This window comes from Enterobacter sp. MGH120, from assembly GCF_001037725.1.
In the GTDB taxonomy this organism is placed as follows: domain Bacteria; phylum Pseudomonadota; class Gammaproteobacteria; order Enterobacterales; family Enterobacteriaceae; genus Enterobacter; species Enterobacter hormaechei_C.
The window spans coordinates 3,999,173-4,017,729 of the sequence record NZ_KQ089940.1; the positions used below are offsets into that span (position 1 = coordinate 3,999,173).

Sequence of the window (18,557 nt, forward strand, 5' to 3'; positions counted from 1 at the left end):
GTAAACGATCCGCTAAGATTGACACAAATCGTTGCATTTGCGCCATCTTAAAAGGTGAAAACCATTCTGCCTGCGCTTAGCTGCCGAACCAGACCGCAGCGGAAATCGCGGGCAGCGTGAGCACGCTCTCCTGGAACGTCGCTTTACCCTCTTTGATCTTCCACGTTTTACCGGCCAGCAGCGGTGAATCTTCCAGCACCACTTCACACGCCTCGCCCCGGTTGATCGCCACCAGCACACGCTGCTGGTTATAGACGCGGACAAACACCACCACGTTATCGTGGGCGTACATCACCTGACAGCCCCCGTAGCGCAGGGCCTGACTCTGCCTGCGCAGCGTCGCCATACGCTGGTACAGGCTGAGCAGATCCTGATCCTGTTTTTCACTCTCCCACGGGAAGGTTTTACGGCAGAACGGATCGTTATTCCCCTCCAGCCCCACTTCATCGCCATAGTAGATGCAGGGTACGCCCGGCCAGGTAAAGAGCCAGGTCACCGCCAGCGGCAGACGCGCCACATCTTTACCCAGCAATGATTTAAAGCGCGCGGTATCATGGCTGTCGAGCTGGTTAAACATCCGCAGCTGCTGCTGATGCGACAGGCCAGCGCGATAGTTTTCCATCCACGCCATGCAGGTTTCGGCGTCGATATGCTGCGGATCGTAAGAGATATCGGTGTTAGCGAGGAAACCCCACAGCGGGAAGGTGAAGCCGCGATAGTTCATCGCCGCGTCTTCTGCATCAGCCTGCAACCACTGACGCGCGTCGCCAAAGTGCTCCCCGAAGACGAACGCTTCCGACCGGGCCGCTTTTGCCGACCGGGTAATGGCGGCGACATGTTGAAGGTTATTCCGCGCCCCGCCTGATTCACCCAGCATATGCACCACGTCCAGCCGCCAGCCGTCCATGTTCCACGGCGCTTTCAGCCAGTGGCGCACGATGCTGTCGTCGTCGCCGTAGATCTCATTCACCAGCGATGGCGACTGGAAATCGAGCTTCGGCAGGCTCGGGTAGCCCAGCCAGTCCAGGGCGCGGCCATTCTCATCAAAACTGTACCAGTCACGCTGCGGTGAGTCCGGATTATGGCATGCGCCGCTCATCGACTGATTATGACGGTCAAACCACGCGTGAGAATCACCGCTGTGATTGAACACGCCATCAAGGATCAGGCGCATACCCTTTTTTTGCGTGTTGTGCCGCAGCCGCAGCAGCGCCTCGTCACCGCCAAACTGCTCGTCAACGTGGCGGTAGTCCTGCGTATCGTATTTGTGCACGCTTGGCGCTTTAAACACCGGGTTCAGGTACAGCGCCGTCACGCCGAGCGTTTTCAGGTACGGCAGTTTTTCGCTGATACCGTCGAGATCGCCGCCGTAAAAGGTCGATCCCCCCGCCTGGGCGGTCAGCGGCTCGTCCCATTTTTTCAGAATAATGTCGTGACCGACCGCATGATGGTAATAAACCTTGTCCTGATCGGCGTTGCGCTTTTCGCTGCGCGCAAAGCGGTCCGGGAAAATCTGGTAAAAGACCTGATCGTTAACCCACTGCGGGCCGTTATCCGGGTGATCCACGGCAAACTGCTCCAGCCGGGCCGGAGGAAAACGGCTGAAGCCCTGCGGGGTAAACCACAGCTGCCGGTTGTTCCACAGCAGCTTGAAGCCGTAGCGGCGACGCGGCTGCCCGCTGCGCAAATCGATATTTGCCCGCCACGCCGTGACGCCCGGCTGCGGCTGGCTGCGCACTTTGTGCATTTTCAGCGACGTTTCTTCGTTATCCACTTCGGCGCGCAGGGTCACACGTTCAGGCTGATTGTCCCCTGCCAGCCAGAGCGTAATCACAAGGTTGTCTTTGTTTTGCTTAACAAATGGGGCAACCGGAAGGTGCCAGGCGTTTAACATCACGAATCCCCTTTGATGAAATTGACGTCACCTTGCCACAGGGTGATTAAAGATAGCTCATCGTGTTCGGGATTATTGGGGGAGGAGAACGGAGGAGGAGATTTTTTCCAGGGCAAAAGGGAGTGTAGGCCGGGTAAGCGCAGCGCCACCCGGCATTTTTACCTTACTGTGCTTCCGCCAGCTGACGATCGCGGCGACATTTAAACATCCAGCCCACCAGCAGCAGGACGATCCACGCGAAGCCCACGTACAGGGAAATACGGGTATCCGGGTGATAACCAATCAGGCCAATGATGAAGACCAGGAAGATGAGACCGACAATGGTCGTTGGCACGCCGCCCGGCACTTTAAACTTCAGCGCTTTGGCCTCTTCTGGCGACAGGCGGCGACGGAACGCAATCTGCGACAGCAGGATCATGATCCACACCCACACCGTCGCAAAGGTCGCCAGTGACGCAATCACCAGGAAGACGTTCTCCGGCATGATGTAATTCAGGTAAACCGAGAACAGCAGCGCCACGGTCATGACCAGCACCGTTACCCACGGGGTGCCGCGACGCGATGTTTTGGCAAACACCTTCGGCGCACTGCCCTGCTCCGCCATGCCGTGCAGCATACGACCCACGCCGAAGACGTCACTGTTGATGGCCGACAGCGAGGCGGTCAGTACCACAAAGTTGAGAATGCTGGCGGCAAACGCAATGCCCATATGCTGGAAAGTCAGGACAAACGGGCTGCCGTTGGTGCCCACCTGGTTCCACGGGTAGATGGACATAATCACAAACAACGTGCCCACGTAGAACACCAGGATACGCATCGGCACCGAGTTGATGGCGCGCGGAATGGACTTCTCCGGATCTTTCGCTTCCCCGGCGGTGATGCCGATAATCTCAATACCGCCATAGGCGAACATGACCATCTGGAGCGACATGACCATCCCGAGCCAGCCGTTGCTGAAGAAGCCGCCGTTGCTCCACAGGTTATGGATGCCGGTTGGCTGCCCACCGTTGCCGATACCCCAGATGATGATGCCGAAACCGGCGAGGATCATGATGATAATGGTCGCGACCTTGAAGAAGGAGAACCAGAACTCCAGCTCGCCAAACACCTTCACGCTCATCAGGTTAACGGCGCAGATGATCAGCACCACGCTCAGTACCCAGATCCAGTGCGGCACGGCGGGGAACCAGACCCCCATATAGATGCCAAACGCCGTCACATCGGCAATGGCGACAATCAGGATTTCGAAGCAGTAGGTCCAGCCGGTGATAAACCCGGCCAGCGGGCCTAAGTTTTCTTGTGCGTAGCGGGAGAAGGAACTGGCAGACGGGTTGTGAACCGACATCTCCCCCAGCGCACGCATGATGATATAGGCCGCCACGCCGCCGATGATGTAGGCCAGCAGAACGCTTGGACCGGCCATTTTGATGGCATCTGCCGAGCCATAAAAAAGACCGGTGCCGATAGCCGAGCCCAGCGCCATAAAGCGGATGTGGCGGGTGCTCAATCCACGTTTAAGTTTGTTAGTGCTTTCCATTAAAATCTTGCCATTCAACACGAAAAAAACAAAAAACCACGGGGCCTTAAGCCCCGTGGTTAAACAATTTGTTGCCGTTGATTAATGGGCGTTGGATGTCACCTGACGCCCTGCCGCACGGTCCCAGATAATCGCCAGAACCAGCGCTACAACGGAAGGCATCAGCCAGGCCAGGCCCTGCTCGGACAGCGGCAGACGCTGTGTCCAGGCTGGCAGGATTTCTGCAAATGCTGATGCTTTGATCCCGTCAAGGATACCAAAAATCAGGCTGATAAACATGGCCGGCGCAATAATTCGCGTCGAGTTATGCCACCACGGGCGGGTGAAGCTCAGCACCACCAGCACGATACATGGCGGATAGATCGCCGTCAGCACCGGAATTGACACCTGAATCAGGTGGCTCAGACCGAGGTTTGACACCGCCATGGAGAAGATGCCGAGGATAAACACCAGCGTGCGGTAAGAGAGCGGCAGATACTGGGCGAAGAACTCCGCGCAGGCGCAGGTCAGACCCACCGCCGTCACCAGACAGGCCAGGAAAATCAGCGCCGCCAGCAGCATGCTGCCTGCACCACCAAAGGTATGCTGCACGTAAGCATGCAGGATCGCCGCGCCGTTTGCGTTCTGATCGACCAGCGTTGCGCTATCTGAACCCAGACGGAACAGCGCCAGATACAGCAGCGTCAGGCCGACACCGGCCATCAGGCCAGCCCAGATGGTGTAGCGAGTCAGCAGACGCGCTTCGGTCACCCCGCGGGAACGCGCGGCGTTAACGATAACGATACCAAACACCATCGCACCGAGCGTATCCATTGTCAGATAGCCGTTCACGAAACCGTTTGAGAACGCCGCGTTCTGATAAGCGTCCATCGCGGAGCTGATGGGCCCCGCAGGCCAGACGATGGCCGCAACCGCCAGCACGATCAGCGCCACAATTTTCAGCGGAGCCAGGAAGTTACCCACGGTATCCAGCAGTTTGCCGGGATAGAGAGAAACCAGAATCACGATGGCGAAGTAAATGAGGCTGTAAATAAACAGCGGCATCGCGCCGTCACCGGTCAGCGGGGCGATACCCACTTCAAAGGAGACGGTCGCCGTACGTGGGGTCGCGAACAGCGGGCCAACGGCCAGATAGCAGACGGTTGCCAGCAGAACGCCAGCCACTTTGCCAATCGGGGTGCTGAGACTGTCCACACCGCCACCGACTTTCGCCAGCGCGATCACGGTCAGTACCGGCAGGCCCACGGCAGTAAGCAGGAAGCCAAACGCAGCCGTCCAGACGTGTTCACCCGCCTGTAAGCCAACCATTGGAGGAAAAATGATGTTACCTGCGCCAACGAACAGCGCAAATGTCATAAAGCCCAGCGCGATAATGTCACGCGATTTCAAGTGATGGGTCATAAAACCTTACTGCCTGTGGATGTGGTGTTGAATACGTTGAGATTTTCGCCATCCCTCACGGGACGATACAGCGGAAAATTTGCTCAATTTCAGCGGGATATGCTCCCGTCCTGGCGTGGCGAAGAATAGTTTTTCGATTTACCACGCAAATACAGTCGGTCTGACAGTATATGGGGGGCAATTTAAACGCTTATAACGTTTAAAGGCAAGAAGGGATCGTAAAACCAGAACAATATGCCAGCATGAAAATGCAGACCAACATAATATGCCATGTATAAGAAAAACTCATGGCTAATCATGCGAACAAAAAAGCACCAACCGTATAATATTCATCCGCGTTTCGCTTGACTGCAAAGCAAACGGGCCAGCATTCGCTGGCCCGTGGAAAGGTAGCCTGACACATCTGCCGTCAGGCGCTCTTTTTGGCAATTAATCGTTCCGGAATCACGAAGCTAAAGCGCGTGCCCTTCCCGAGGGTGCTTTCGATATTGAGCCGGCTTTCGTGGTGGCTGACGGCATGCTTCACAATTGCCAGCCCCAGTCCGCTCCCGCCGGTCTGCCGCGAGCGCGCCTTATCCACCCGGTAGAACCGTTCGGTGAGACGCGGGAGGTGTTCAGGCCCAATCCCCGGTCCGTTATCCTCGACGCTAAACTCAGCGCCCGCCGGGGTATGCTGCCAGCGCACCGCGATATGCGTTCCTTTCGGAGTATGATTCACGGCGTTATAGACCAGGTTTGAGATAGCGCTTCGCAGCTCATCTTCACTGCCGAGCACTTTCAGCGTGTTATCAACGTCAAAACTCAGGGTGTGCTGATTATGACTCAGCGTTTGGGCTTCGCGCTCCACCACCCGCAACATCATCGGCACATCAATGATGTCGTTTAGCGCCAGCGACGGGGCAGCCTCAATTTTTGAAAGCGTCAGCAGCTGTTTGACCAGCCCTTCCATGCGGAACGTCTGCTCCCGCATGGTATGCAGCGCTTTCTCACGCGGCGGCCCCTCAAGCGTTTGCTCCTGCATCATCTCCAGGTAGCCCTGAAGCACCGTCAACGGCGTACGCAGCTCGTGGCTGACGTTGGCAAAGAAGTTACGTCTCGCGCCCTCAAGCTGGTGCATCTGGGTAACGTCCCGCGCCACCATCAGCCACTGCCGATCGCTGTAGGGCATCACGCGGATTTCCAGATGGCGACCGTTATTGAGCTTCAGATTGTGCGGGCGCGAAAAATCCCGCTTTTTCAGATACAGCGTGAACTCGGGATAACGCAGAAGGTTCAGGATGTTCTGACCATTATCATCCGGCCAGCGCAGGCCCAGTAGCTGTTGCGCGAGGCCATTACACCAGAAGATTGTCCCTTCTTCTGTCGTCAGGATCACCGCGTCCGGCAGCGACTCCGCACCGCTGCGAAAGCGTTTGATCAGGCTTCCCAGCTCACGACGGCGCTTTTTGTTACGCATCTGCATCTGGTGCAGGCCGTAGAGTAGCGGTTCCCAGCTCCCGCTTCCCGGCGGGGGTGTCATACTTCTGTCGACCCACAGCCACCAGGAGAGACGCAGTAAATTCCAGAAATGCCAGACGAGCAATCCCGTCACGGCCACCAGTAAAAACCACGGCAGATAGCCAAAGATAGCCCCCAGAATGAGGGCCGGAATGCAGCATAAGATCAGTTCAAAGACGAGCCTTTTCCATGACAGACGTTCCAGCACGCGTCACACTCCTGTCATTGTTCAGAAACGGGTCGAGAAGCGATAACCCGTGCCGCGGACCGTCTGTACCATGCGATCGTGGCCGCTCAGTTCCAGTGCTTTACGCAGGCGGCGAATATGGACGTCAACCGTTCGGTCTTCGACATAGACGTTAGTTCCCCAGACGTTATTCAGCAACTGTTCGCGGCTGTAAACGCGCTCCGGGTGGGTCATAAAGAAGTGCAGGAGTTTAAATTCGGTCGGTCCCATATCGAGGGGATTTTCACCGGTCATGACCCGGTGTGAGGTAGGATCCAGGCTCAGCCCCTGCATCACAATCACCTCTTCCACCGCCATCGGTGAAATACGGCGCATCACGGCTTTGATACGCGCCACCAGCTCTTTCGGGGAGAACGGTTTAGTGATGTAATCGTCCGCGCCGGTTTCCAGACCGCGCACGCGATCCTCTTCCTCGCCGCGCGCCGTCAGCATTACCACCGGGATATCGCGGGTCATCGCCTCGCGTTTGATATGCTTGATAAACTGCAATCCGGAACCGCCAGGCAGCATCCAGTCCAGCAGGATCAGATCGGGCCAGGGTTCATTCAGCTGGTTCACCGCGCTGTCATAATCTTCCGCTTCAACCGGCTGGAAGCCATTTTGTTCAAGCACGAAGCACACCATTTCACGGATCGGAGCTTCATCTTCTACGACCAGAATACGTCTCGCCATACTTTGCCCTGTCTTATCGTATTTAAGTTACAAGTCTGTAATGCGGCGTCATTATGCGTCAGATTTATGACAGATTTATGAAAAACATTACCACTATAAATAGCAAACTGTTGTTTTATTACAGCGGTTATTTTCCGTTCCCCGAACGTTTATAATCCTGCTTTCTTATTATTGCCACGGATCTTTTATGCGCATACTTCACACCTCAGACTGGCACCTGGGTCAAAATTTTTACAGCAAAAGCCGCGCCGCGGAACATGAAGCGTTCCTGAACTGGCTGCTGGAGACGGCTCAGGCTCACGAGGTGGACGCGATTATTGTGGCGGGCGACATTTTTGATACCGGATCGCCGCCGAGCTATGCGCGTGAGCTGTACAACCGTTTTGTGGTCAACCTCCAGCAAACCGGTTGTCACCTGGTGATTGTCGCCGGAAACCATGACTCGGTGGCGACGCTGAATGAATCCCGCGATATTCTGGCGTTCCTCAATACCACCGTGGTGGCCAGCGCCGGACACGCGCCGCAGATCCTGAAAAAACGCGACGGCACGCCGGGCGCAGTGCTGTGCCCAATTCCGTTTTTACGCCCGCGCGATATCGTGCAAAGCCAGGCAGGTCTGTCCGGCAGCGAAAAACAGCAGCATCTGTTGCAGGCCATCACCCGCTATTATCACCAGCAACATACGGAAGCCTGCGCCCTGCGCGGCGATCAGGCCATTCCGATCATTGCCACCGGGCACCTCACCACCGTCGGAGCCAGTAAGAGTGATGCGGTGCGCGAGATCTATATCGGTACGCTGGACGCGTTTCCGGCGCAAAACTTCCCCCCCGCCGACTACATTGCCCTCGGGCATATTCACCGGGCGCAGATCATCGGCGGCTGCGAGCATATCCGCTACTGCGGCTCGCCCATTTCGCTCAGTTTTGACGAAACGGGCAAGGCCAAATCCGTGCATCTGGTGAGCTTCACCGGAGGCAAACTCAGCGCCGTTGAGACGCTTGAGGTGCCGGTCACCCAGCCGCTGGCGGTGCTGAAAGGCGATCTGGCCGCCATTACCGCTCAGCTTGAGCAGTGGCGCGGCGCAGCGCTTAATCCCCCCGTCTGGCTCGATATCGAAATCACCACCGACGACTACCTGTACGATATGCAGCATAAAATACAGACGCTGACGGAAGACCTTCCCGTGGAGGTGCTGCTGGTACGCCGCAGCCGCGAGCAGCGCGAGAAAATACTGCTCAACGCCCAGCGTGAAACGCTTAGCGAACTTCGGGTTGAAGAGGTGTTCGCGCGGCGGCTTGCGCATGAAGAGGTGGACGAGGCCAGACGCACCAGGCTTAACGAGCTGTTTGCCCAGACCCTGCATTCCCTCCATGACGAGGACGAAAACGCATGAAAATTCTGAGCCTGCGTCTGAAAAATCTGAATTCGCTAAAGGGTGAGTGGAAAATTGATTTCACCGCGGAGCCGTTCGCCAGCAACGGGCTGTTTGCCATCACCGGCGCAACCGGCGCGGGTAAAACCACGCTGCTGGATGCCATCTGCCTGGCGCTTTACCACGAAACGCCGCGTCTTAATAAGGTCTCTCAGGCGCAAAACGACCTGATGACGCGCGATACCGCCGAATGCCTGGCGGAAGTAGAATTTGAGGTCAAAGGCGTTGCTTATCGCGCTTTCTGGAGCCAGAACCGCGCCCGCAACCAGCCGGACGGGAACTTACAGGCACCGCGCGTTGAGCTGGCCCGCTGCGAAGACGGCAAAATTCTGGCCGACAAAGTCACGGATAAGCTGGAACAAACCGCCGCGCTTACCGGGCTGGACTATGGTCGCTTTACCCGCTCGATGTTGCTCTCTCAGGGGCAGTTTGCCGCCTTCCTGAATGCTAAACCGAGCGATCGCGCAGAGCTGTTGGAAGAACTGACCGGCACGGAAATTTACGGCCAGATTTCCGCCATGGTTTTTGAAAAACACAAAGCGGCACGTAACGCGCTGGAGATGTGCGAAGCGCAGGCCGCAGGGGTTGTGCTGCTGAGCGAGGAACAGCAGCAGCACTTGCAGCAAAGTTTGCAGGCACTTACTGACGAAGAAAAAGTCCTGCTGGCACAGCAGCAAAGCCAACAGAAAGATTTTCAGTGGCTTACGCGTAACGACGAACTGATACGTGAGCAGCAGCGTGCAGCCGCTTCGCAGCAGCAGGCGCAACAGGCTCTGACGGACGCCGCGCCCCAACTGGCGAAGCTCAAGCTGGCGCAGCCCGCCGCCCAGCTACGTCCGCTATGGGAGTATCAGCAGGAGCAGACCACCCGCCTGGCGCAGACAACAGAGCGAATTGTTGAAGTAAATACTCGCTTACTCGACAGAGCGGTGCAGCGCTCGCGTATTCGCAACGGTGCGCTGCGCAACCGTGAACAGTTGCAGACAGAGCACAAGGTACTGACGCAGTGGCTGACCGAACACGATCGTTTCCGTCAGTGGGGGCAGGAAATTGCCGGCTGGCGGGCGCATTTTACGCAACTGGGTCGCGATAAAAATCAGCTTGTTGCCCAGTCAGCGCGCATGGCTGAGCTTCGTCAGAAGCTGGCTGAGATGCCTGAAAGTAGGTTGACGCTGACGGCTGAGGATCTCGCGACGGCAATGGAGCAACAGGCACAGTCGCGGGCGCTCCGCCAGCGTCTGACAGCGCTTCACGCTCGCTATCAGCCGCTGCAAAAACGACTGCGCCAGAATGCGGAAAGCGTGCAGAAAGCGCAGGCTGAGCAGGCTAAGTTCAATGAAACGCTGATCCTGCGGCGTCAGCAGTTCAAAGAGAAAAATCAGCACTATGCCGACCTGAAAGCGCTCTGTGAGCGTGAGGCGACAATCAAGGATCTTGAGAACTATCGTGCACAGCTCGAAGCGGGTAAGCCTTGCCCGCTCTGCGGTTCACGCGAACACCCGGCAGTTGTGCAGTATCAGGCGCTTGAACTGACTGACAATCAGCGCCGCCGCGACGCGCTGGAGAAAGAGGTTGCCGCGCTAAAAGAGGAAGGATTGCTGGTGCTCGGGCAGGTGAATGCGCTGACCCAACAGATCCAGCGCGAGACAGAGGAAGCACAGGCTCTCTCTGAGGAAGAGCAAGCACTTACTAAGGAGTGGCTGGAGGTCTGCGCCTCCCTGAACATAGCGCTGAATATTCAGGATGATATAGCCCCCTGGATGAGCGAACAGGAACAGTATGAACGCCAGCTGTATCAGCTCAGCCAGCGTCTGACGCTGCAAAACCAGCTCAATGAACAGGAAGGTCAGGCGCGCCAGTACCAGCAGCAGCTGACGGCGACGCGTCAGGCGCTGGCGGCCTCGTTACAATCGCTGTCGCTTAGCGTGCCCGATGAAGGGGCTGAAAGCGCCTGGCTGAGCGCGCGCGAAAGCGAATATACCCTGTGGCAGGAAAAACAGGCCCAGCACGGTACGATTCAGGAAGGTATTAACGCCCTGATGCCCATTCTGGAAACGCTGCCGGTTACCAATGATGCAGAAGCCGACGCGGTTATCCCTGAGAACTGGCGCGGCATCCACGACGAATGCGTGTCGCTGCAAAGTCAGCTCACCACCCTACAGCAACAGGAGACGCTTGAGCGTGAACGGCTCCAGCAATCACAGGCTCAGTTCAACGCCGCGCTGACCGCGAGCTGCTTTGCCGATCGGGACGCATTTCTCTCCGCCCTGCTGGATGAAACGTCGATCCACCAGCTTGAACAACAAAAGCAGACGCTGGAAAACCAGCTCCAGCAGGCCACGGCGCTTTCGATGCAGGCAAGCCAGCAGCTTCAGGCGCATCAGGCACAGCGCCCCGAGGGGCTGGAAACCGATGCCGCAACGCTTCAGGCGCAGTTACACCAGCTGGCGCAACAGCTTCGGGACAACACCACGCATCAGGGGGAGATCCGCCAGCAGCTCAAACAGGACGCCGATAACCGTCTGCACCAGCAGGCGCTTATGCAGCAGATTGAGGAGGCGGCGCGTCAGGCCGACGACTGGGGCTATCTCAACGCGCTGATAGGCTCCAGCACCGGCGATAAATTCCGTAAATTCGCCCAGGGGCTGACGCTGGATAATCTGGTGTGGCTTGCCAACCAGCAGCTCAACCGTCTGCATGGCCGCTATCTGCTTCAGCGTAAAGCCAGCGACGCGCTGGAGCTGGAAGTGGTCGATACCTGGCAGGCCGATGCGGTACGCGATACCCGTACCCTTTCCGGCGGGGAGAGTTTCCTGGTCAGTCTGGCGCTGGCTTTAGCGCTTTCCGATCTGGTCAGTCACAAAACGCGCATTGACTCGCTGTTCCTGGATGAAGGATTCGGCACGCTCGACAGCGAAACGCTGGACACCGCGCTGGACGCGCTCGACGCGCTGAACGCCACCGGGAAAACCATTGGCGTGATCAGCCACGTAGAGGCAATGAAAGAGCGCATTCCGGTGCAGATCAAAGTGAAGAAGATCAACGGGCTGGGATATAGCAGGCTGGACAGGGAGTTTGCGGTGCAGTAAATGGGGGGATGATGCGCTCTGGTGCCCTCACCCTGGCCCTCTCCCACGGGGAGAGGGCACAAACATCAAAAACGGTTTTGCGTTTATTCCGGCCAGAGCCACGCCGCGCCGCGCACTCCGCTGGAATCTCCGTGGACGGCTTTGCGGATCGGCGTTTCGCACTCGCCGCCAAATACCCACTGTTTCACCAGCGTTGGCACCGTGGCGTACAGCCGGTCGACGTTGCTCATGCCGCCGCCCAGTACAATCACGTCGGGATCAAGAATATTGATCACATGCGCCAGTGACTTAGCCAGCCGCATTTCGTAGCGGCTGAGCGCCAGTTCAGCCACCGGATCCTGCTCCTCAACCAGACGCATAATCTCGTTACCTTTCAGCGGCTGACCGCTCAGACGATGATAATCGGTGGCAAACCCCGTGCCGGAAATAAAGGTCTCAATACAGCCCTGCTTGCCACAGTAGCACGGTACTTCGGCGCGGTATTTGAGTTCATCTTCGTCCATCCACGGCAACGGATTGTGTCCCCACTCGCCCGCGGTGCCGTTGCTGCCAATATGCGAGCGCCCACCGAAGGCCACGCCCGCCCCGCAGCCGGTGCCGATAATGACCGCAAATACGGTCTGCGCGCCAGCCGCTGCGCCATCCACGGCCTCAGACACCGCCAGGCAGTTGGCATCATTCGCCAGACGCACCTCCCGGTTCAGGCGTTGGCTTAAGTCTTTATCAAACGGCTGACCGTTGAGCCAGGTGGAGTTGGCGTTTTTCACCACGCCGGTATACGGCGAAATGGAGCCGGGGATCCCCATCCCGACCGTGCCCGTCTCGCCCGTTGCCTGCTCTGCCATATCGACCAGGCGGGCAATCGTCTCTATGGTCTGGTGATAATCATCGCGCGGCGTAGGCAGACGGTGGCGAAACAGTTGCTCCCCCTGCTCGCTCAGCGCAATAACTTCTGTTTTGGTGCCGCCCAAATCAATCCCAATACGCACAAGACACTCCTCATTATTTTGATTATCAACAGAGTAGAAGCCCGCTTCCCGATTAGCAATGCAAGCGATGCGACAATTCGTTATCATGCCCGCTGATTTAACGACAAGGCCGTGGAAATTATCATGCTGTGGTTCAAAAATTTGATGGTTTACCGTCTCAGCCGCGACGTTTCGCTGCGTGCAGAAGAGATGGAAAAACAGTTAGCCGCTTACTCCTTTACCCCTTGCGGTAGCCAGGATATGGCAAAAACCGGCTGGGTTCCGCCAATGGGTTCTCAAAGCGATGCGCTGACCCACGCCAGCAGCACGGGGCAAATCATCGTTTGCGCCCGTAAAGAAGAGAAGATCCTGCCGACGCCCGTGGTTAAGCAGGCGCTCGAAGCGAAGATCTTCAAGCTGGAAGCTGAACAGGGCCGTAAGCTTAAAAAAACCGAAAAAGATTCGCTGAAGGATGAAGTGCTGCACTCGCTGCTGCCGCGCGCCTTTAGCCGCTTTAGCCAGACCATGATGTGGATCGACACCGTGAACGGGCTGATCATGGTGGACTGCGCCAGCGCCAAAAAAGCGGAAGATACGCTGGCGCTGCTGCGTAAGAGCCTTGGCTCATTACCGGTGGTACCGCTGGCGCTGGAAACGCCGATTGAGCTGACCCTGACCGAGTGGGTGCGCAGCGGGACTGCCGCGCAGGGCTTCCAGATCCTTGATGAAGCAGAGCTGAAAGCGCTGCTGGAAGATGGCGGCGTGATCCGCGCGAAGAAACAGGATCTGGTGAGCGACGAAATCGCCGTGCACATTGAAGCGGGCAAAGTGGTGACCAAACTGGCACTCGACTGGCAGCAGCGCATTCAGTTTGTGATGTGTGATGACGGCTCCGTGAAGCGCCTTAAGTTCTGCGATGAACTGCGCGATCAGAACGAAGATATCGACCGCGAAGATTATGCTCAGCGCTTTGACGCAGACTTTATCCTGATGACCGGCGAGCTGGCGGCGTTAATTCAGAACCTGGTGGAAGGTCTCGGCGGCGAAGCGCAGCGCTGACAGGCAAAACGCAGGCCGGGTAAGCGAATGCGCCACCCGGCATGCTTTTATTTCAGATAGCGGCAAAGATAAGAGGTTGGCTCTGCAACCTGTAAATGGAACTCGCTGTGGCCCGGCACGTTGAAGACCTGCCCGGCACTATAGACTTTCCACTCCGTTTCACCCGGCAGCAGGACGTTCAGCGCGCCGCTGACCACCGTCATCTCTTCCGCTTCTGCGGTGCCAAAGGTGTATTCCCCTTCCGCCATGACGCCGACACTGGCGCGGCCAGTGCTGCTGCTGGTAAAACCAATGGATTTCACTTTACCGGAAAAGTATTCGTTACTTTGAAGCATGAACTGGCCCTTATATTTATAGAGAAAAATCCACTATAGGGGCCATGCTCATGACCTGTCACGCAAAATCATTACACCAGTAATTCTGACGCCAGGCGCGCCATCAGGACGTTAGAGAGCAGCACCGGAACATCCAGCGCCTTTTGCAGTAAATCACGATGCCGCTGATGGAAGCCCAGGCAGTCGAGCATCAGGACATCCGCCCCTCTGTCGATCAACTCCTGCCCGGCCGCAATCAGCTTCGCTTCGCTGTCCCAGAACGGGTTTGCCAGCGCGTAAAGCGGGGTGTGCTCCAGCGCGGCCCACTTCACCGTCTGGTTATCCAGCAGTTCCTCAACGGGAACGATGACCCCAACCTGATGACCATCAACAATTGAGGCCACCAGCGGGGGGATAATCCGCATCGGTTCGAGCAGAATGGCATTACGCGCGCTGAGTCCTTTAACGGGTGCCGTGCTCATCAGCAAAATAACGTCATAGTCCTGATTGTCGAGCACTTCGATCACGCCCTGTAGCGCGCGCTCGATTTTCTGGCGCGACACATGCGCCAGTTTACCGTCACTGAGTAACGTTGCCAGGGGATCTTCCCCCTCTCCGACCGCGTAGTCTTCCATGACCTCTTCCCGACTCAGCTTCCCTAACAGACTGAGATGCGTAATTTGTTGTTCAGAGACATGCTCGGTTAAGAGCGGTAATACTTCGCTTACAGGCACCACACCAATCGTGAGGATCGCCAACGTCGCCTTCATTTTGATCGCCTTCCGTTACTACCACAACTGCCACACAGGTACAGGCTCACTACGCTGCACTGTTCATTTTTTCAACAAAACAGCACCAAGGGTAGCAGGGGATCTCTACACCGTAATGTAAAGATCGACTGGCCTTTCCGAATCCACCTGTAATAACTAAATATTAACTGCTGCTTAACATCAGCGATATGTTAAAAGTGTGATTCAGGCACGGTTGTAACGAATTCGGATTCCTGTCAGGACTTCTCAGGATCCTCATAGCGCCGTTTCGCATCCAGCGCTTCCTGTTCGGTTTCATGTTCGCTGATCAGCGAATCAGGTTTAGGGTGATCGGCACGCAGCTGGTACCAGGTTACGGTCTGATCGCCGTTACCTTTTTCAACGGTAACGATGCGGGCTTCACGTGGATAGGGAGGTCTGGTTGGCATAGCTCATCCTTTTTTTATGTCTGAGCTATGAGTATAGACGGCTGTTAGCTGGCGCAAGCCAAACGCAGGGCGGTAATAATCTGAATCGCAACTTTCTCGGGTGACGCTGACGCATCCACAACGTGGTGTGCCGCCTCGCGGTACAGTGCATCGCGTTCGGCGAGGACGTCGCTGACCTCTTCACTCAGCGGTTTCGCGGTCAGCGCCGGGCGCTGTCCCTCTTCCGGAAACGCCTCCAGCCGCCCCACCAGCGTAGAGACCGGGGCACAGAGGTAGATCACGACACCCTTTTCGCGCATAAACTGGCGGTTATACGGTGCCAGAATAATGCCCCCACCGGTCGCGATCACGGTTGACGGCGCGGTCACCGCTTCCAGCGTGGCTGTTTCACGCGCACGAAAGCTCTCCCAACCCTCATCCTCAACGATATCGGCAATGGTCTTACCGGCATTCTCCTGGAGCCAATGGTCAGTATCGACAAACTGACTCTGGCACAGACGCGCCAGCTCCAGACCAACGGTGGTTTTCCCACAGCCGCGAGGGCCAACTAAAAAGATGGGTGGGTTCATAACCAGGTGTTCCCCTTGCTGCCGGATAACTGAAGGCTGTAAAGAAATGATTGCAGTAGATGTTGCGCTAACTTTACTGCAAAGCGGTACGGAATGACAAGCCTGTGGAAGCCACACTGTACCACAAAACCGCCCGGAGGTGGGCTACGCCGGGCGGCGCTTCACTTCCAGCAGCCATTTATCCAGCTCGGCGGCAAACTGCTGGCGATCGCGCTGCGACAGGCTGTCCGGCCCACCGGTTTGCACGCCGCTGGAACGAAGCGTATCCATAAAATCACGCATGGTGAGCTTCTCCCGGATCGTTGCCGGCGAATAGCGTTCTCCGCGCGGGTTCAGCGCCGCCGCCCCTTTCGCCAGTACATCGGCAGCCAGCGGGATATCCGCGGTGATCACCAGATCTCCTGCGTCACACAGGCGTACTATCTCGTTATCCGCCACGTCAAACCCGGCCGGAACGCGCAGAGAACGGATGTATCTGGAGGGCGGCACGCGGATATTCTGGTTCGCCACCAGCGTCAGCGGCATCTGCACGCGCTCGGCAGCACGAAATAAAATCTCTTTGATGACATTCGGACACGCGTCCGCATCAACCCAAATCGCCATAGTCTCTCCCCATTATGATTCTGGTGACTATTGTCGCCTGCATTTCGTTGTTAAGCTATCAATGAGAGATAACAACGCATAATAACGGAGAGACGTGATGGATAAGAAAATCGGGTTTATCGGCTGCGGAAATATGGGCAAAGCTATCCTCGGCGGACTGATTGCCAGCGGGCAGGTGCTGCCGGGGCAGATTTGGGTCTATACCCCATCCCCGGATAAAGTCGCGGCGCTGCGTGATGAGTATGGTGTCAACGCTGCCGAAAGCGCACAGGACGTGGCTCAGGTGGCGGATATTGTCTTTGGCGCCGTTAAGCCGAATATCATGATTAAAGTCCTGAGCGAGATCACCTCCAGCCTTAACAAAGAGACCCTGGTGGTATCGATTGCCGCAGGCGTGACCCTCGATCAGCTCGCCCGCGCGCTGGGCCACGACCGTAAGATTGTTCGCGCCATGCCAAACACCCCGTCGCTGGTGAATGCCGGTATGACATCCGTTACCCCGAACGCGCTGGTCACATCTGAAGACGTGGCGGATGTACTGAATATTTTCCGCTGCTTCGGCGAAGCGGAAGTGATTGCCGAACCGATGATCCACCCGGTAGTCGGCGTGAGCGGCTCTGCCCCGGCGTATGTCTTTATGTTTATCGAAGCCATGGCCGATGCCGCCGTACTGGGTGGAATGCCGCGCGCGCAGGCCTACAAATTTGCAGCGCAGGCGGTGATGGGTTCGGCCAAAATGGTGCTGGAAACGGGTAAACATCCGGGCGAACTGAAAGATATGGTGTGCTCACCGGGGGGCACAACCATTGAAGCCGTGCGCGTGCTGGAAGATCGCGGGTTCCGCTCCGCCGTGATCGAGGCGATGGAAAAATGCATGGAAAAATCAGAGAAGCTCAGTAAGTCCTGATGCGCTACGCCGGGCGTCAGGCGGCCACTTCGGTGCGGCCCCGTCCGGCATTTTTGGCTTTATAGAGGGCACGTCCGCCGCCTTTAGCCATTCACGATAGTGGGTGAACTGCGCCCCCCAGGGGGCAACCCCAACGCTGATACACAACCTCGCCATAGGTGCTCCGTGCAGCGGCATGTTGACCAGCCGTTCGTGGACGCGCGACATCGCAGCAATCGCGCTGTCGGCAGGCGTGCCGGACATGATCACCGCGAACTCATCCCCGCCAAAACGGCCAATATAATCGCCTGAGCGCAGGGTCAGCTGAAGCTGGCGCGTGATGGCGACAATCGCTTCATCCCCCACGTCATGCCCCCAGGTGTCGTTGATCGTCTTGAAGTGATCGATATCGATGAGCAGTATCGTCGCCTGTCGATGGCTTCGACGGCAGGCCTCAAATTCGTTACGCAGCAGCGTTTCCCAGTGACGGCGATTGAATACGCCGGTCATTCCGTCGCGGGTACTCATCAGCTCAAGCCGACGCTTATGCTCTGCCAGACGGATCGCCGTGCGGTGGCTGAGCCAGGCAAACAGTATGGGGTAGACCACCAGCACGGGGAGCGTCAGCCACAACGCCAGCGGTTCAGAGGTCAATACCACAGGACTACCCGTGGATTGCACGGTGAGCAGAGCAGACAGAGCAAGCAGCGCCAGTCCTGTCAGAAATAACCGACATCCCCCCGATCCCATCATATTCATGCCGATCATCACGATCAGCGCCGCCGTTGGTAGCGCACTGAACCCTGTTAGCCCCATCCAGACACCGGCAATAATGGCATCGATTTTCAGATTAACAATTTCACTGCTGTGGGGTTCAGCCGAACGAAAAGCCAGCTGCCAGGCCAGATGGGGCCAGACAAAGACCCAGCCCACCAGCAATAACCACCAGACGCCGGAAAGAAACTGGCTCACCAGAACGCTGGCAAGCGGAACAAATAGCGCCGCCAGACCAACGATGCGTGCCAGCCGTATTCGCCGGGCAAATCGCAGACCGGAACGGTATGAATCATCCTGAGAAAGCTGCTGGTGCCACGCTTCCCGAATGTTCTCGTGATTGTCATAAAACTCATCATTCATCATTTTTGGGAATATTCTGAAACATTTTCCCAAATTATAGAGAGGGGGATAGCG

General features: G+C 57.0%; 15 protein-coding genes and 1 pseudogene. 4 read left to right on the top strand and 12 right to left on the bottom strand.

Annotated elements, in window-relative coordinates:
* Positions 1-76: 76 nt before the first annotated feature.
* The 5 genes from malZ to phoB all read right to left on the bottom strand — a co-directional run bounded on the left by malZ (position 77) and on the right by phoB (position 7,248).
* Entirely contained in the window at positions 77-1,894 is a 1,818-nt protein-coding gene (gene malZ / locus SK54_RS18690) for a maltodextrin glucosidase (RefSeq protein WP_048247764.1), read from the bottom strand.
* Positions 1,895-2,057: 163 nt separating this feature from the next.
* On the bottom strand, positions 2,058-3,431 hold the full coding sequence (proY, locus tag SK54_RS18695) for a proline-specific permease ProY (RefSeq protein WP_017383160.1): 1,374 nt from the start codon (positions 3,429-3,431) through the stop codon (positions 2,058-2,060).
* An 81-nt stretch (positions 3,432-3,512) separates the two neighbouring features.
* Complete coding sequence (gene brnQ / locus SK54_RS18700; RefSeq protein WP_017694430.1) at positions 3,513-4,832, bottom strand: branched-chain amino acid transporter carrier protein BrnQ; 1,320 nt, start codon at positions 4,830-4,832, stop codon at positions 3,513-3,515.
* 409 nt (positions 4,833-5,241) lie between these two features.
* Positions 5,242-6,537 (bottom strand): phosphate regulon sensor histidine kinase PhoR, encoded by a 1,296-nt coding sequence (gene phoR / locus SK54_RS18705; RefSeq protein WP_023303180.1) that lies wholly within the window; start codon positions 6,535-6,537, stop codon positions 5,242-5,244.
* A gap of 21 nt (positions 6,538-6,558) precedes the next feature.
* Positions 6,559-7,248, bottom strand: coding sequence for a phosphate response regulator transcription factor PhoB (gene phoB / locus SK54_RS18710; RefSeq protein ID WP_023303179.1), 690 nt, complete (start codon positions 7,246-7,248; stop codon positions 6,559-6,561).
* A 187-nt stretch (positions 7,249-7,435) separates the two neighbouring features.
* Here phoB and sbcD point away from each other — a divergent pair, with 187 nt between their 5' ends.
* Both sbcD and sbcC read left to right on the top strand, forming a co-directional pair.
* Positions 7,436-8,641: an exonuclease subunit SbcD gene (gene sbcD / locus SK54_RS18715; RefSeq protein WP_048247766.1), complete on the top strand. Its 1,206-nt coding sequence runs from the start codon at positions 7,436-7,438 to the stop codon at positions 8,639-8,641.
* Entirely contained in the window at positions 8,638-11,769 is a 3,132-nt protein-coding gene (sbcC, locus tag SK54_RS18720) for an exonuclease subunit SbcC (RefSeq protein WP_045331384.1), read from the top strand. Before sbcD ends, sbcC begins: the two co-directional genes overlap by 4 nt.
* Positions 11,770-11,852: 83 nt before the next feature.
* Here the strand turns inward: sbcC and mak are convergent, their stop codons facing one another.
* Positions 11,853-12,758, bottom strand: coding sequence for a fructokinase (mak, locus tag SK54_RS18725; RefSeq protein ID WP_023303177.1), 906 nt, complete (start codon positions 12,756-12,758; stop codon positions 11,853-11,855).
* 123 nt (positions 12,759-12,881) lie between these two features.
* On the opposite strand from mak, the gene rdgC reads away from it, so the two are divergent.
* Positions 12,882-13,796: a recombination-associated protein RdgC gene (gene rdgC, locus SK54_RS18730; protein WP_006809928.1), complete on the top strand. Its 915-nt coding sequence runs from the start codon at positions 12,882-12,884 to the stop codon at positions 13,794-13,796.
* Between the two features lie 47 nt (positions 13,797-13,843).
* Here the strand turns inward: rdgC and ppnP are convergent, their stop codons facing one another.
* From ppnP to SK54_RS18755, 5 genes are all read right to left on the bottom strand, one after another.
* A complete protein-coding gene (ppnP, locus tag SK54_RS18735) occupies positions 13,844-14,131 on the bottom strand; it encodes a pyrimidine/purine nucleoside phosphorylase (protein ID WP_003859131.1) in 288 nt (95 codons plus the stop codon).
* A 71-nt stretch (positions 14,132-14,202) separates the two neighbouring features.
* The gene (locus tag SK54_RS18740) at positions 14,203-14,880 is read right to left on the bottom strand and encodes an AroM family protein (RefSeq protein ID WP_003859133.1); all 678 of its coding nucleotides are present in this window, start codon (positions 14,878-14,880) and stop codon (positions 14,203-14,205) included.
* A gap of 236 nt (positions 14,881-15,116) precedes the next feature.
* Positions 15,117-15,308, bottom strand: a complete 192-nt coding sequence (gene yaiA, locus SK54_RS18745; RefSeq protein WP_003859135.1) for a protein YaiA — start codon at positions 15,306-15,308, stop codon at positions 15,117-15,119.
* A 44-nt stretch (positions 15,309-15,352) separates the two neighbouring features.
* Positions 15,353-15,877 (bottom strand): shikimate kinase AroL, encoded by a 525-nt coding sequence (aroL, locus tag SK54_RS18750; protein WP_017383154.1) that lies wholly within the window; start codon positions 15,875-15,877, stop codon positions 15,353-15,355.
* Between the two features lie 144 nt (positions 15,878-16,021).
* Positions 16,022-16,480, bottom strand: a complete 459-nt coding sequence (locus SK54_RS18755; RefSeq protein ID WP_003859141.1) for a YaiI/YqxD family protein — start codon at positions 16,478-16,480, stop codon at positions 16,022-16,024.
* Between the two features lie 97 nt (positions 16,481-16,577).
* On the opposite strand from SK54_RS18755, the gene proC reads away from it, so the two are divergent.
* Positions 16,578-17,387: a pyrroline-5-carboxylate reductase gene (gene proC, locus SK54_RS18760; RefSeq protein WP_015571314.1), complete on the top strand. Its 810-nt coding sequence runs from the start codon at positions 16,578-16,580 to the stop codon at positions 17,385-17,387.
* Positions 17,388-17,403: 16 nt separating this feature from the next.
* Here proC and adrA read toward each other — a convergent pair.
* Positions 17,404-18,506, bottom strand: a pseudogene (gene adrA / locus SK54_RS18765) (diguanylate cyclase AdrA).
* Positions 18,507-18,557: the final 51 nt, after the last annotated feature.

Bases quoted from the DNA above. Each gene is read 5' to 3' on its own strand.
- sbcC (WP_045331384.1), top strand. From the start codon at position 8,638: ATGAAAATTCTGAGCCTGCGTCTGAAAAATCTGAATTCGCTAAAGGGT.
- brnQ (WP_017694430.1), bottom strand. From the start codon at position 4,832: ATGACCCATCACTTGAAATCGCGTGACATTATCGCGCTGGGCTTTATG.
- proY (WP_017383160.1), bottom strand. From the start codon at position 3,431: ATGGAAAGCACTAACAAACTTAAACGTGGATTGAGCACCCGCCACATC.
- yaiA (WP_003859135.1), bottom strand. From the start codon at position 15,308: ATGCCAACCAGACCTCCCTATCCACGTGAAGCCCGCATCGTTACCGTT.
- SK54_RS18740 (WP_003859133.1), bottom strand. From the start codon at position 14,880: ATGAAGGCGACGTTGGCGATCCTCACGATTGGTGTGGTGCCTGTAAGC.
- sbcD (WP_048247766.1), top strand. From the start codon at position 7,436: ATGCGCATACTTCACACCTCAGACTGGCACCTGGGTCAAAATTTTTAC.
- aroL (WP_017383154.1), bottom strand. From the start codon at position 15,877: ATGAACCCACCCATCTTTTTAGTTGGCCCTCGCGGCTGTGGGAAAACC.
- ppnP (WP_003859131.1), bottom strand. From the start codon at position 14,131: ATGCTTCAAAGTAACGAATACTTTTCCGGTAAAGTGAAATCCATTGGT.
- SK54_RS18755 (WP_003859141.1), bottom strand. From the start codon at position 16,480: ATGGCGATTTGGGTTGATGCGGACGCGTGTCCGAATGTCATCAAAGAG.
- proC (WP_015571314.1), top strand. From the start codon at position 16,578: ATGGATAAGAAAATCGGGTTTATCGGCTGCGGAAATATGGGCAAAGCT.
- phoB (WP_023303179.1), bottom strand. From the start codon at position 7,248: ATGGCGAGACGTATTCTGGTCGTAGAAGATGAAGCTCCGATCCGTGAA.
- rdgC (WP_006809928.1), top strand. From the start codon at position 12,882: ATGCTGTGGTTCAAAAATTTGATGGTTTACCGTCTCAGCCGCGACGTT.
- malZ (WP_048247764.1), bottom strand. From the start codon at position 1,894: ATGTTAAACGCCTGGCACCTTCCGGTTGCCCCATTTGTTAAGCAAAAC.